We start from the raw sequence: 13779 nt of genomic DNA, 5'->3' as shown, positions 1-13779 counted from the left end.
ATATCATGGGAGGTTTTTTGTTTAGTCTTTGGAAAATCACCGCTAAAGCTAATACTGAACCCCCGGACTATCCGGGGGTTTTCTTTACACAAAAAAGCGGCCCCTCTGGCAGGGTGCCGCTTTTTGTATCAGATATGATAGTAGGTCTTGTACCATTCCGCAAATTTACGAAGGCCTTCGCGAAGGGTGGTAGCAGGGCGATAGCCGTAGTCTTTTTCCAGGGCTCCGGTATCCGCATAGGTAACGGGAACGTCGCCGGCCTGCATGGGCACCAGTTTCTTGTGAGCTTCGAAGTCGTAGTCTTTGGGAAGGACACCGGCGCGAATGAGTTCCTGCTGCAGGATGTCTACGAACTGGAGGAGGTTTTCCGGCCGTCCACCGCCGATGTTATATACAGCATAGGGCGGAATGGGAAGGCCGTCTTCGCCGTTTTTCTTTTCCGGTGCCCCCTGCATGACGCGGATGATGCCTTCCACAATGTCATCGATGTAGGTGAAGTCCCTTTCGCAGTGGCCGTAGTTGAAAATCTGTATGGTCTTTCCGGCCCGCAGCTTGTCGGTAAACCCGAAGTAAGCCATATCCGGCCGTCCGGCAGGGCCATAGACGGTAAAGAAGCGGAGGCCTGTGGAGGGGATGTTGTAGAGCTTGGCGTAGCAGTGAGCCAGAAGTTCGTCTGATTTCTTGGTAGCCGCATAGAGGGAGACGGGATGATCCACTTTATCTTCGGTGCTGAAAGGAACTTTGGTGTTGCCGCCGTAGACGGAAGAGGAGGAGGCGTATACCAGGTGTTCTACGCCTTTGGCGCCTCCGTCATAGGAGTGACGGCAGGCTTCCAGAATATTGTAGAAGCCGATGAGATTGGATTCGATGTATACATCGGGGTTGGTGATGGAGTAGCGTACACCGGCCTGGGCAGCCAGGTTCACTACGATGTCCGGATGCCAGGTGCTGAAGATGTCTGTAATGCAGTCTTTATCTGCCAGATTGCCACGGATGAAATGGTATTCGCTTCCTTCTGCCAGGGCAGCCTCTTTTTCCAGTTCCTGCAGGCGGTATTCCTTCAGGGATACATCATAGTAGTCATTCATATTATCAATGCCGATGATGCGGATATTCTTCACTGTAAGCAGCCGCTTCACCAGATTGGCTCCGATAAATCCGGCAGAGCCGGTGACAAATACGGTTTTTCCCTCTAATGTAATCGGTGTTTTCATATGTTTCTCCTTTGCATGATCTTCTTGTTAAAATTTATTATTTTTCCAGTCTTTTAGGATAAGAGGAATGACCATTGCTCACCCCAGCAACATTGTATATTATAGCGCCATTTGATATAATGAAATAAATAAGTCAACTCGTGAAGGATATAGGCTGGGTTCCCAAATGGGAGTAGGCGCAGATACGCTGAGAATTCCTTTGCCCCTGGGGTTGGCTTATTTTTTTTATTTAAAGTCTTTTTGCCTTCCTTTTATATTTTTAATGATATTCTCCGGATCCTTTTTGATTTCATTATAAATCATTAGCAGCGCTGCTTCACTGTAAGTATATAATGTCTGCTTTCCGTTAATATACTTATAGCAATATTTGTCTTCATTTTTTACCCCATAAAACTTGACTATCAGATCAAAATGGCTGGATGTAAATATATGCAGTCTTTCATCCTCCGGTTGTTTAGATGGATTAATGAAATCTAAATGATCTCTTTTGATCCACCGATTGATAATTTCCAAACTCTGTTTCCGATTATAAGGGCACAATAGATGCTTATCTTTTACATCTCTAAGAATATATGCGGCTTCTGCCGCATTTTTTGTAATCGAAATTGTTGCTGTTGCTAATTCAGATTTCTTTGTAATATACATATCATGCCTAATCAGGACTGCATATTTACTATTCCCATTTTCCGGTACAGAGTCAATGATATTTTGCTGCGTTTTCAGCAAATGTGATGCAATTTGCTTTGGATATCTTGCTTGGATGACCTGTGGATCAACAGGTGAAATTTTAACGGAGAGTGTCAAAAAATTAGATGGTATGTTTTCCGTGACATCTTTGTTAAAATACTGGAGCATCTTATTTGTATAGTTGATTACGCAAGACTGAAATAATGGTATATAAATTTGCTCATACTCTTCTGTAATAAAATGGGTGCTCGTATTTCTAAGTTCAACGATTCGCTCTAAATTGATTCGCACAGGATCTTTATCATTCGTAAAAATCATCTCAATACAATTGGATAAAGTAATAGTTCTATCCTGCTGCTTTGCATAATAGATACTCTTTTCTCCTTGGGACTCTATCAAATACGCCTTAAGCATTAATTCCCATGCATTACAAATAAAGAAAGAGAAACCCTCTACCCTGTATCTAAGAGTAGGTTTATTATATATCTCAATCGCCATGATAAACGCTTCTATGCTCTTTTCCAGCATTTTATGACTGATGGCTTCCATTATCTGTTCACCTCTTTTTCCCCAAAATGGTTACGCTTTGGCTCCCAGGTATTTAAGATACAGGGAAATCATTTCTCCGTACCGTCCCTGCATTCTGGCGGTACGGGCAGCCTGGTGGAGGTTTTTGTGTCCTTTGGGCGGCACCAGGGGTACGTCTTTCCAGGGGGACTTCTTCTGAATGGCGGCGTATTCCTGCACCACCGGCCATGCCTGCACCCAGCTGTGCCAGGGTTTGGCGTGGCCGGCGAAGTGGATAATGACCTGGCGGTGATAGTCCTCATTCACCGGCTGTTTTTTGAAAAGGGACTGGCGGTCCAGGTTGTAAAGGTAGTTGTATTTCTTTTCAATGAAGAGGCATTTGCCGTCCAGCATTTCATTGTGGATATCCTGGTCATGATGGGAGAGGCGGTTTCCCACGCGGGCCACGTTTTCTTCGGCCCGGCGGACAATATCATCGAATAAATTCTCCTTCATCCAGTCTTTCACATTGATGAGCATCATGCCTGCATTGAAATACCGTTTCGTGTGGACCCGCTTCATCTGGAGCTCTTCCTTGCGGTCGGAGACCACGGCCACCATATTTCCTTTGAAATCAAGGTCTGCCAGGTATTTCAGAGATCCCCGGCACATCATATCTCCGTCCAGGTAAAGTACCCGGTCCGTCACGGGAGCCACTGTGGGCGCTACGAGGAACCGGTAGAAAAAGGCTGCCACTCCGTCGGAAAGGAGAAGTGTCTTGAATGCGGAATCATCGATGAGATGGACTTCGATGGGACATTTCATCATTTCCGCCGCCTGGGCGAGCCGCCCCTTTTCCAGAGTTGAAAGGGAATTGACAAAGAAATGGAAACAGAGCGGCAGATCTTCATTGTAGGCTGCCACGGTCAAGGCTACCACTCCCATATGGGAGATATAATCGGCCGTCCCCGTGAGGGCGATATGAAAAGCGCCGTCTTTTGCCTTTTCGCCTAAATGAAGAGTCTCCGTAACTGCATGAGAAAGAACGTTGGACATGTTTGCTCCTTGAGAAATATAGGGTAATTCATCTTATTATTTTAACATAAGTCAGCCGATAACGCTCGAATTAAGAAGATTAACCGAACTCATGCAGTGAAGTCGTTCTTCATTTTTCATTGTTCGTTATTCGATAAGGATATGGTTCGCTCTGCGAACCAATTTTTATGATGGCCCTTCGGGCCCTGGCCTACGGCTCTCTTGATTGATTTTATGGAAATATGCCTTTTACCTCTGGTCAGGAGAAAATCTCCCGGTCTGAAAGGGCTGTACTGCCAAATAAGATTTTCTAACCTGCCTGTGTACATTCCCCATAAAAAAGGTGCCGCATCAGCGGCACACCTTCACGAACAACGAATCACGAGCCACGAAGAACGATCATCGCAAATGACTCTATCCTTTATTTCTCATGTTCAACTATATACTCATAAATCCCCTGATGCAGGATCTTCTTATAATCTTCCACGCCCGGCTGGTCGTAGGTATTTACGTCGGCCAGGGCTCCTTCGTAGGCGATGGCGAGGAAGAAGAAGTACATGAGGGCTCCGAGATGGAAGGTGGTTCCTTCTCTCACAGAAATATGGCAGCTCATGCGTCCTTCGGAGGCCAGGGCTTCTTCGTTGGAGCGGAGGGCGGTCTTCAGCATGAAGGACATGGGAACCTGGCCGGTCACTTCTTTTTCGCTGCATTTCACGGAAATGTCTCTTGCCTTGTTTTCCACGGAGATGAACTGGACCAGTTTGTTTTTGGCTCCCTGCTGGTGTTCCTGGGTGAGGGAGTGCATATCCGTGGTTCCCACGGTAGCCACGGGGATTCGTCCGTAGTAGACTTTCTCCCCTTTATTGTTATATTTTTTCCCTAAAGATTCGCCGAGGAGCTGGGCATACCACCAGCCGAAGGACCGGAGCCGGTCTCCATAGGGCATGATGATTTCTGCTGCAATGCCATATTTCTTAAGGGCGATATATTTCAAAGCGGCCAGGAGAAGGGCCGGATTTTCTTTATAATTTTCGCTCCGGCAGGCTTCTTCCACCATTCTGGCTCCGGAGAGAAGCGCTTTTATATCCACACCGATGAGCTTTGCAAAAACGAGGCCCACCTGGGAGAGTTCGCTAAATCTGCCGCCGATACCGTCGGGTACGGTAAAGCAGAGGAAATGATGCTCATTGGCAAGAGCCCGGAGCACTCCTTTTTCCTTGTCCGTCACGCCTGCGACGGTGATATCTGCCTTGCCCTCAAGCTGGGCTGCAAGTCCATGAATGGCAGAGGCCGGTTCCAGGGTAATACCGGATTTGGAAATCGTAAGGAGCAGGACTTTGGCCTTCCGTCCCAGATGGCGGCTTTCCCTTTTCACCTGGTCCGCCAGCGCCAGGAGTCCCGTGGGATCCACATTGTGGCCGGCGAAGAAAACTTTCGGGAAACCTTTCCGTTCTTCCTTCGTCATCATATTCCAGAAAGGCCCGCAGTGAAGGTCAAAAAGCATCTGGTTTCCCAGGTAGGACCCGCCGATGCCGATGGAAATCACTACATCCTGCTCTTTGGAAAGAGCTTCCAGCTTTGAAAGGGCTTCTCTTTCCTTAAGAGGCATGAGTACTTCTTCTTCCAGTATATAAGGAAGGTGCGGAAAAAGGACCGGAGTCCCGTCAGGACCCAGGCCGGTCTTCCGAAGCTTCGTCACTTCACCTGCCGCCTTTGCGATTTCTCCGCTGAAGGCTTCCAGATCTTCTTTTTTCACACTCCAGGAATGTCCCAGAAGATTTCTGACATCAATCGTCAGTTCATTCTGTATATCCATAAAACACAATCACCTGACCCATTTTTCAATCGCAGCCCTCCCCGGCTGCCTTTTCCGTTCATAGTATCTATTATTATAAAGGATTTACGCAGTAGCGACAAGACAAAATAACGAATTTGTAAACAAATATGACGATTATGACGTAAAACTTCCCCTTTCCGTTCTAGTGAGCGCACTTTGTGAAATAAAATTTCTTCCCCAATCATCCCCGGCGGGGCTGATTCAAAATAACAGCAGGCTATGGAAACCATGCCGGTCGATACTGGAATTTCATGCGTTACGCAACGAGTAATACGCAGGAATTCCCGACTTCCGGACTGCATTCCCGGGCCGGCATGAAAATGCAGCTTCATTCCACACGGACCATCGTACGCCCTTCACCGCATTCGCGGAGCTCCCCGGGTTCCATCTACCTTTTTGTCCATTTTCGACTTGTACGATCGTACAGACCCTCCACTCTCCCCGCTCCACGCGCACGGCCGGGAATACACTTTGTCCCTCGTGCGGGGATGCAGGTACTCGTGCGGCAGGGAATACAGGTACAGACCGCTCATGTAGAGCCACCGCCTGCGTACAATCCTTTTCAACTCACCTGCGGGCCATAGGCCTGTACAAGAATTGGCCGCTTTAAAAATTTGACGCGGCCACCTGCCCGACCGCCCCGCAGTACCTGCCCGTCAAGTGAAAAAAGCCTGATTCCCTGCAAGGCTGTACCGGCAGGCAAATAAGTCCGCTTGCCGTAGTTCCGAAAAAAAGTTATAATAAATTAATTAATCAAATATTCTTATTGAAAGGTGTCTCATCTTGAAAAGAAAACAATACACCCTCGGAAAACCGGTTTCCTACAAAGGCAACGGACTTCACTCCGGCATGCCGGTGACCATGACCATGCTGCCCGCCGGAGAAGGCACAGGCATCGTATTCCGCCGGACGGACCTTCCCGGAGCTCCGGAAGTACCGGCCCAGAGCCGCTACATCACCAATACCCTCCGTGCCACGACCCTCGAAAAGGGAGAGGCCAAAGTATTTACCGTCGAACATCTTCTTTCCGCCCTTTTCGCGCTGAAGGTGGACAACTGCCTCATCGAAATGGATTCCCCGGAACCGCCGGTAGGAGACGGAAGTGCAAAGACTTTCTGCGATATGATCGAAGAAGCAGGTATTGTAGAGCAGGAAGCAGAGATTCCCGTGCTCACCCTTGAAAAAAGCGTAGCGGTCTACGAAGGGCAGAAATTCATCACCGCCCTTCCCTATGACGGCCTCCGCATCACTTTTATTTCCATCAATCCTCATCCGCTCCTGGGCACCCAGATGGTGGATGTAACGATTGACCACGATACATACATGAAGGAAATCGCTTCTGCCCGTACCATCGGCTTCACCTGGGAACTGGAAGCCATGAAGAAGATGGGCCTTGGAAGAGGCGGCACCCTGGAAAACGCAGTGGTTTACTCCGAGACAGAATGTCTCTCAGTTCCCCGTTTCCCGGATGAACTGGTACGCCACAAGATTCTCGATATCCTGGGAGATATTTCCCTGGTGGGCCCCCTTCATGCCCATATCATCGCCGTCCTTGGCAGTCACAAATTGAACGCCGGGCTTTCCGAAAAGCTCCAGGCTTTGAAATAAGGAGGAAATAGAATGGAACTCAATGTTGAAGAAATCATGGAAATCCTGCCGCATCGATACCCCATGCTGCTGGTCGATAAAATCATTGACATGGTTCCGCTGAAATATGCGGTAGGCGTCAAATGCGTGACCATGAATGAACCTTTCTTCCAGGGCCATTTCCCGGGACATCCCGTCATGCCGGGCGCCCTCATCTGTGAAGCCATGGCCCAGGTCGGCGGAGTCGCTCTCCAGTATCCGGAAGAATACAGGGGACTCATCCCCCTGTTCACCGGTATGGATAAAGTCCGTTTCCGTTCCCCCGTCCTTCCGGGAGACGTACTCGTCACCAGGGCGGAAATCAAGAAAATCATCGGCCGTATGGGCAAAGTACACTGCGAATGCCGCGTAGGGGACGTGCATAAAGCAGAAGCAGACTTCCTTTTCTATCTCCTGGATCCGAAAGAAACACCGGAAGCTAAGGAAAAAGAACAGGAAGCCAAAGCAGCTAAAAAATAATCAGACTTTTCTGTAATTTTTTTGTAAACAGTTAAATTTCATAGATTTTGGAAGAAAAAAAGAGATAATAAGAGAATTTCAAGAAAAATAAATCCCCTTCACCGTTTCGAACAGATTATAAAGAAGGGATTTATGTATAAAGAAATCAAAAATCCAAAATCCGACCGGAATTCAATTCCGGTTACAATAAAAGGGGAATGAGACCATGGAATTAAAAGTTATTAAATCGGCAGAACCGAATATTCATCCCACCGCTGTCATCGATCCCTCTGCTATCATTCATAAGAATGTAGTCATCGGGCCCTATGCAGTCATTGGTGAAAACTGTGAAATCGGGGAAGGCTCCATCATCGGTGCCCATGCTGTCATTGCCAAAAACGTGCGCATGGGTAAAGAAAACCACATTTATCCCCATGCAGTCATCGGCGAAGATCCGCAGGACCTGAAATTTACCGGCGAATACTCCACCGTCGTTCTCGGCGATCATAACCTGATCCGTGAATATGTGACTATCCACAGAGCTACCGGCGAAAACTGCGAAACCCGCATAGGCTCCTACAATATGCTCCAGGCTTACACCCATGTGGCTCACAACTGCAACTTCGGTGACCATATCGTTATGAGCTCCTTCTCCGGCGTGGCAGGCCATGTAACAGTGGAAGACCATGCAGTCATCGGCGGAATGAGCGGCATCCACCAGTTTGTGAAGATCGGCGCCTGTGCCATGGTAGGCGGCATGTCCAAGATCGTCCAGGACGTATGCCCCTTCGTGATCGTAGACGGCAACCCCTCCAGAGTCGTAGGCCTCAACTCCGTAGGTCTTGCAAGAAACAACATCAGCCCCGAAGTGAAGAGCTACCTGAAAAAGGCCTATCGCCTCATTTTCCGTTCCGGCCTCAAGCTGAACGATGCAATCCATGAAATGGAACAGGAACTCCCCTCCACCCCGGAAATCGAACACCTCCTCCGTTTCCTCCGGAACTGTGACAGAGGCCTGTGCAGGACGAGAGAGAGATAAGCTCGAGACATCTGTGCGAAATATAAGTTGTTCGTTGTTCGTTGTTCGTTCTTCGTGATTCGTGATTCGTGATTCGTGATTCGTGGTTCTTTCTTCGTAAATCAATGCAGCACCCTTTCGGAATGAAAGGGTGCTTTTTTATTGAAAATCCGGCGGAAACGGTCCGGAATCCCTGAAATTCCGGAAATTTTGGGGAAAAATGGAAATAGGGGCTGTACTCCTCTCACAGGTGCTGATTATAAAAACATTTTATATACAAAAACTCAAAATAAAATCCTCTTTTTGTACTATATAGGCAGAGCAAGGGAAATCACCCACGAACTTCCGCTACGGCAGCCATTCTCAGAGAAAGCGGAAAGGGCGACGGACCAGGCTCAAAAATTCACGGGCCCGTGAAGCAGAAAGAAAATACCAGTATGAGACAGAAAGCCGCTACACCCCGGGAGCAGTACGCCCTTCGGGAGTAGTGGCTTTTTGCGTGGGTATTTTGAAAAAACGGATGGCGGATTTATTGGAGACAGTTGTCAGATCAGATGATTTGAGTCAATTTCGGTATTCGGGATTAGCCTCACAAGGACATGCCCCGATAGATTCTTTTTCGAGATTTCGGGGTGCGGGATGCGGGGTGCGGGGAGGTTCCCCCCATTCCGCTAAAAGTACCGGTCGATTTGCCTCAAGCCCCCCAAGTCTCCATCGGCGGGCAAATTCCGTGATACTGTTAGAACGTATTTCATCTCTTGACCAAAAATCTCCTTCATGCTATGATATTTCTAACTTTACAAAAGACCATGACCGGAATCAGGCCCCGGAGTCTTCCCAGAGAGGCAGCGTTTGGTGAAAGCTGCTGAAGCGAAGCGGCCGCGTCACCCGGGAGTCCTTCTTTTGAAACGTTTGCGTAGGAAGAAGCGGCGGCTCCGTTACAGCCAAATCAAGTATGTGTACAAGGTGGTACCTCACGAATTCGTGCCCTGTCGGATTATTTCCGTCAGGGTTTTATATTTCCATACCGAAAGGAGAACTTTTATGAAAAAATCAGGCAATGCATTCATCGCCATCGGGCTCATGCTCTTTGCCCTCTTCTTTGGCGCGGGGAACCTGATCTTCCCGGTCTTCATGGGGCAGAATTCAGGCGTCAATACCATCCCGGCCACCATCGGCTTCCTCGTCACCGGGGTAGGCCTGCCCATCCTGGGGGTAGCCGCCATCGGGTATTCCGGAAACGACCTGCAGGGACTGGCTTCCCGTATTTCCAGGCCTTACGCCATTTTCTTCGCGGTGTGCCTGTACCTGACCATCGGGCCGGCCTTTGCCATCCCCCGTACGGCCACTACTTCTTTTGAAATAGCCATCGCTCCCTTCTTCGGAAGCGCTATGAAGACCACTGCCCTTTACGGGTTCTGCGCTCTTTTCTTCATCGTTTCCTGGTGGCTTTCCGTCACCCCTTCGAAACTGGTCGACCGCATCGGTAAAGTCATCACCCCGGTGCTCCTCCTCTTCCTGGCAGCGCTCTTCGTATTTTCCACCGTTTCCCCCATGGGCCCCTGGCAGGAAGCGACCGCCGGTTACCAGCCTTCCATGAAAGCCCTCACCCAGGGATTCATCGACGGATATGGAACGATGGACGTGCTGGCAGCCTTTGTTTTCGGAATTATCGTAGTCAACGCAGTCCGTCAGTACGGCGCTGAAACGCCGGAAGAAGTGGCAGCCTCCACCCTCCGCTCCGGCCTCATCGCAGGCCTCTGCCTGGGCATCATTTATATTTTCCTCTGCATCCTGGGCGCAAGCTCCGTCACAGTCCTGGGCATGCAGGACAACGGGGCAGGAGTCCTGGTCGGTGCGGCAAACCATTACTTCGGCTCTTTCGGAAATATCGTGATGGGTGTCATCGTGCTCCTTGCATGCCTCACCACCAGCGTAGGACTCATCACCTCCTGCGGCGAATATTTCTCCCGCCTTCTCCCCTTCCTTTCCTTTAAGAAATGGGTCACCGTCTTTGCTTTCGTTTCCTTCCTGGTAGGACTCTTCGGCCTCACCACCATCATCAAAGCAGCCATCCCGGTGCTCATGTTCCTCTATCCCCTGGCTATCGCCCTGATCATCCTTTCCTTCACCAATTCCTTCTTCGACGGAAGCCGGATTGTATACCGGATGGCCATCCTCTTCACCTTCATCCCCTCCCTCTATGACGGAATCCACACCGCCGGCCTTGCCCTTGGTGGAATCGATGCTTTCATGAAAGGCCTCCCCTTCGCCGCCCACGGCCTCGCCTGGGTATCCTTCTTCATCGTTGGATATGTGATCGGAATTGTACTTTCGAAAGTAAGAAAGTGAGGAGCAGTTAGTGGAAATAGAAATAAGAGACCCTGCCGAAAGACAGGGTCTCTTTTACTTTGGGGAAAGCTTTCATCTTTGACAGCTTTTGAATCGGGATTGTCGGGGATCTCGGGGATAATTCCGGGGTTCTCGGGAAGGTGGCGGGCATCAGATTCATGAAGCCCGCCTTTTTTGATCGTGCCTTTGGCCCTCATTTATGCCGGGTGAAGTTTTCCTTATCTGTGCAGTTCCCCCTCCCTCCCTTCGCGGGAGCTCCCCGAGGCTGCATGACTCTCACTGCCATGCGCGCCCCTGTCTTCGCCTCTCCTTCAAAAGGCGTTCGAGAGCAGCACCCGGAAGGGTTTGCCCGGTATCATGCCTTACGATTTCCTCATATGCGCATTGCAACTGTGGTGCAGTGATATTTCTTCAGCACTATCCCCCCTCTGCACAATTTTCTCTATCAGACAACATGCTGCAGGGCCCCACCTTCCCTGAGATGGGAAGGTGGCTGCGGAGCAGCCGGATAGGTTGTTAAACGGTACCCATCGATATGGCACGCCAAAGGCCGTGCGCGGAGCGCACTAAAAAAGATTGGTTCGCGAAGCGAACCATATCCTTCCCGACAGCCCCGATACTCCCGAGACCCCCGACATCCCCGAGCCAAAAGTTTTTATTCCTATGGACATCCTTTTATTTCCCCAAAATTTCCCCCTTTCCAAAAAAATCTGCTACAATACTGTTGGAGAGAAGTAAGGAGAAACTATGTCAAACACAGTAAAAAGATGGCCGGGCCTCATCCTTTCGGTGCTGGCCGTTTTCATCATGATTCTTGCAGGCTGCGGGAATGAGGAAAATCCCAATTCCCTGACCATTCCTGCGTCTACGGGGGAAAAAATCGAAGTCACCCTGGACAATTCGGATGATTTCCACATGGAAAAGCCAAATGAAGTGGTCCTCGTCTACCAGAAGAAGAAAGTCATGCTGCGCCTTGCCTTTATTTCCAAAGAGGAGGAAATGAAGCAGCGCTCTGCCATTATTACCATGCCTTTTGAAATCTACGAAGAGCGGGACGACTATATTTCCTATGCAGCCGCGGGCCCTCAGGGCATGGTGACTTACTATATGTACCCCGTAGGTGAAAAGACCTGGCTCTATGCAGGCACCCACCTGCCAAAGGAAGCGGCGGACAAAGTCCTTGCCCGCCTCCATTTCAAAGAGGTGAAATCATGAAAATCATGGTAAGCGCCTGCCTTCTGGGAAAGCGCTGCAAGTACAGCGGCGGAGACAACCGGAATGAGGCAGTCATTTCCTTTCTGAAAGATAAAGAATACGTGGCCGTGTGCCCCGAAGTGGCGGCGGGCATGCCCGTTCCCCGGCCGCCTGTGGAAATCAGGAAAGGCCGGGTCATTTCCATCGAAGGAAAAGACCTTGATGAAATATATCGGGAAGGCGTGCGGAAAACTCTCGAAGAAGCAGGCCCCGTGGACATGGCCATCCTCAAAGGAGGAAGCCCCACCTGCGGAGTCCATCAGATTTACGACGGAACCTTCAGCGGGACAAAAATCAGGGGAATGGGGATCCTCGCTTCTGCGCTCGCCGCAAAGGGTATTCCCCTCTATGATGAAAAAGATATTGAAAAAAGGAACGGAGAAATATAGTATGCTCATCGGCGGAATCGAAGCAGGCGGAACGAAAATCATCTGTGGCATCGGGGAATGGAAAGAAGGAAATCTGAAAATCCTCTCGGAAAAGCGGTTCCCCACCACCACGGCGGCTCAAGTCATCCCGGAAATGATTGCCTGGTTCAAACAGTACAATGTCAGAGCCCTGGGTATCGCCTCCTTCGGCCCCCTGGACCTGAAGAAAAATTCCACCACCTATGGCTATATCAAAGCCACCCCGAAAAAAGGCTGGCAGGACGTGGACTTCACAGGCCCCTTTGCAAAAGCTTTGAACGTACCCATCGAATTTGATACGGACGTCAACGGAGCAGCTCTCGGTGAAGCCGTCTACGGAGCAGGAAAAGGATGTGAAGTCGTGGCCTACATGACCGTAGGCACAGGAATCGGCGTGGGACTCTTTGCAAACGGACATCTCCTCCACGGACTCGTCCATCCCGAAGCAGGCCACATGAGGATCCTCCGCCATCCGAAAGACACATACAAAGGAAGCTGCGCCTTCCATAACGATACAGAAGGCGCAGGCGGGTGCCTCGAAGGCTATGCCTGCGGACCGGCCATCGCAGAGCGCTGGGGCGCCCCGGGCGAAACCCTCAGAGACCGGAAAGAAGTCTGGGAAATGGAAGCCTACTACCTCGGTCAGGGCGTGGCCAACCTCGTCCTCCTCTACTCCCCGGACAGAATCATCATCGGAGGAGGCGTCATGCACCAGGCACAGCTCTTTGATATGGTGCGTAAAGAAACAAGGAAAAACGTAAATGGCTACATCCACTCCGAAATGCTGGATGAAAAAATCGACAAATACATCGTTCCCCCGGCCCTGGGAGACCACGCAGGACTCATGGGGGCTCTGGAGCTGGGAAGAAGGGCGCTTTTGAAATAAGTCATTGAAACCATGAAATAAAATATGTGAAATCAACTTTTGAATCGGGACTCCCGGGGTTTCCGGGGATACCCGGGAGTCCCGGGAAGGTGGCGCCTTGAAATCATGAAGGCGCCTTTTCATATTTGACATCATCAAAATTACATGACGAAACAGCTCCCTCTCCATGGTCTCCCGCGAAAAAGGTTCCCCGGGAAGCTGACCCGAAGAGCCTGAAAAAGTAAGGAATACCCCGGCAGCCAAAGGCAGCTGAGGAGAAACTGCACTTTCGACAAAAATTATACATATCGATTTCGTCCGGCGTCCGAGCGCGGGGGAAGCTCCCGCGAGCAGGTATTGCGGGGCTATCTATCAGAAGAATGATAAATGTCATGCCGTTGTAATCATGAATTCCTTACGATACGTATGAATCTCCAGCTCCGGTATACCAATGGACTCCTATAATTCCATTTGAGCATATTCCAACTATTTGATACAATATAAAGAGTATATAAAGT

The 13779-nt window shown here is 49.7% G+C and carries 11 protein-coding genes; 7 read left to right on the top strand and 4 right to left on the bottom strand.

The features are described from left to right. Positions 1–128 precede the first annotated feature (128 nt). The 4 genes from QZN42_RS04445 to QZN42_RS04430 all read right to left on the bottom strand — a co-directional run bounded on the left by QZN42_RS04445 (position 129) and on the right by QZN42_RS04430 (position 5259). Complete coding sequence (locus QZN42_RS04445; RefSeq protein ID WP_296954650.1) at positions 129–1214, bottom strand: NAD-dependent epimerase/dehydratase family protein; 1086 nt, start codon at positions 1212–1214, stop codon at positions 129–131. A 225-nt stretch (positions 1215–1439) separates the two neighbouring features. After that, positions 1440–2450 carry a DUF3644 domain-containing protein gene (locus QZN42_RS04440; RefSeq protein WP_296954648.1) on the bottom strand — a complete coding sequence of 337 codons (1011 nt, stop codon included), beginning with the start codon at positions 2448–2450 and terminating at the stop codon, positions 1440–1442. Positions 2451–2480: 30 nt separating this feature from the next. Beyond that, positions 2481–3464, bottom strand: a complete 984-nt coding sequence (locus QZN42_RS04435; RefSeq protein WP_296954645.1) for a glycosyltransferase family 8 protein — start codon at positions 3462–3464, stop codon at positions 2481–2483. Between the two features lie 400 nt (positions 3465–3864). Then, positions 3865–5259 carry a glucose-6-phosphate isomerase gene (locus QZN42_RS04430; RefSeq protein ID WP_296954644.1) on the bottom strand — a complete coding sequence of 465 codons (1395 nt, stop codon included), beginning with the start codon at positions 5257–5259 and terminating at the stop codon, positions 3865–3867. 804 nt (positions 5260–6063) lie between these two features. On the opposite strand from QZN42_RS04430, the gene lpxC reads away from it, so the two are divergent. The 7 genes from lpxC to QZN42_RS04395 all read left to right on the top strand — a co-directional run bounded on the left by lpxC (position 6064) and on the right by QZN42_RS04395 (position 13282). Next, positions 6064–6888 (top strand): UDP-3-O-acyl-N-acetylglucosamine deacetylase, encoded by an 825-nt coding sequence (lpxC, locus tag QZN42_RS04425; protein ID WP_296954643.1) that lies wholly within the window; start codon positions 6064–6066, stop codon positions 6886–6888. A gap of 12 nt (positions 6889–6900) precedes the next feature. Continuing rightward, positions 6901–7386 carry a 3-hydroxyacyl-ACP dehydratase FabZ gene (gene fabZ, locus QZN42_RS04420; RefSeq protein WP_296954641.1) on the top strand — a complete coding sequence of 162 codons (486 nt, stop codon included), beginning with the start codon at positions 6901–6903 and terminating at the stop codon, positions 7384–7386. Between the two features lie 205 nt (positions 7387–7591). Further along, positions 7592–8404 carry an acyl-ACP--UDP-N-acetylglucosamine O-acyltransferase gene (gene lpxA, locus QZN42_RS04415; RefSeq protein ID WP_296954640.1) on the top strand — a complete coding sequence of 271 codons (813 nt, stop codon included), beginning with the start codon at positions 7592–7594 and terminating at the stop codon, positions 8402–8404. Positions 8405–9427: 1023 nt separating this feature from the next. Further along, complete coding sequence (gene brnQ, locus QZN42_RS04410; RefSeq protein WP_296954638.1) at positions 9428–10735, top strand: branched-chain amino acid transport system II carrier protein; 1308 nt, start codon at positions 9428–9430, stop codon at positions 10733–10735. A 747-nt stretch (positions 10736–11482) separates the two neighbouring features. Then, positions 11483–11950, top strand: a complete 468-nt coding sequence (locus tag QZN42_RS04405) for a hypothetical protein (protein WP_296954636.1) — start codon at positions 11483–11485, stop codon at positions 11948–11950. Beyond that, positions 11947–12378, top strand: coding sequence for a DUF523 domain-containing protein (locus QZN42_RS04400; RefSeq protein WP_296954634.1), 432 nt, complete (start codon positions 11947–11949; stop codon positions 12376–12378). The genes QZN42_RS04405 and QZN42_RS04400 overlap by 4 nt, the downstream gene beginning before the upstream one ends. After that, positions 12338–13282 carry an ROK family protein gene (locus QZN42_RS04395; protein ID WP_296954632.1) on the top strand — a complete coding sequence of 315 codons (945 nt, stop codon included), beginning with the start codon at positions 12338–12340 and terminating at the stop codon, positions 13280–13282. Before QZN42_RS04400 ends, QZN42_RS04395 begins: the two co-directional genes overlap by 41 nt. Positions 13283–13779: the final 497 nt, after the last annotated feature.

Origin of the sequence: uncultured Dialister sp. (assembly GCA_900314595.1) — a bacterium.
Lineage (GTDB): Bacteria > Bacillota > Negativicutes > Veillonellales > Dialisteraceae > Dialister.
Note: the sequence above shows the minus strand (reverse complement) of the source record. Positions and strands in the feature narration are given on the sequence as shown.

Excerpts from the sequence above, each read along its gene's own strand:
- QZN42_RS04445 (WP_296954650.1), bottom strand. The coding sequence starts at position 1,214 with ATGAAAACACCGATTACATTAGAGGGAAAAACCGTATTTGTCACCGGC.
- QZN42_RS04440 (WP_296954648.1), bottom strand. The coding sequence starts at position 2,450 with ATGGAAGCCATCAGTCATAAAATGCTGGAAAAGAGCATAGAAGCGTTT.
- QZN42_RS04435 (WP_296954645.1), bottom strand. The coding sequence starts at position 3,464 with ATGTCCAACGTTCTTTCTCATGCAGTTACGGAGACTCTTCATTTAGGC.
- QZN42_RS04430 (WP_296954644.1), bottom strand. The coding sequence starts at position 5,259 with ATGGATATACAGAATGAACTGACGATTGATGTCAGAAATCTTCTGGGA.
- fabZ (WP_296954641.1), top strand. The coding sequence starts at position 6,901 with ATGGAACTCAATGTTGAAGAAATCATGGAAATCCTGCCGCATCGATAC.
- lpxA (WP_296954640.1), top strand. The coding sequence starts at position 7,592 with ATGGAATTAAAAGTTATTAAATCGGCAGAACCGAATATTCATCCCACC.
- brnQ (WP_296954638.1), top strand. The coding sequence starts at position 9,428 with ATGAAAAAATCAGGCAATGCATTCATCGCCATCGGGCTCATGCTCTTT.
- QZN42_RS04405 (WP_296954636.1), top strand. The coding sequence starts at position 11,483 with ATGTCAAACACAGTAAAAAGATGGCCGGGCCTCATCCTTTCGGTGCTG.
- QZN42_RS04400 (WP_296954634.1), top strand. The coding sequence starts at position 11,947 with ATGAAAATCATGGTAAGCGCCTGCCTTCTGGGAAAGCGCTGCAAGTAC.
- QZN42_RS04395 (WP_296954632.1), top strand. The coding sequence starts at position 12,338 with ATGATGAAAAAGATATTGAAAAAAGGAACGGAGAAATATAGTATGCTC.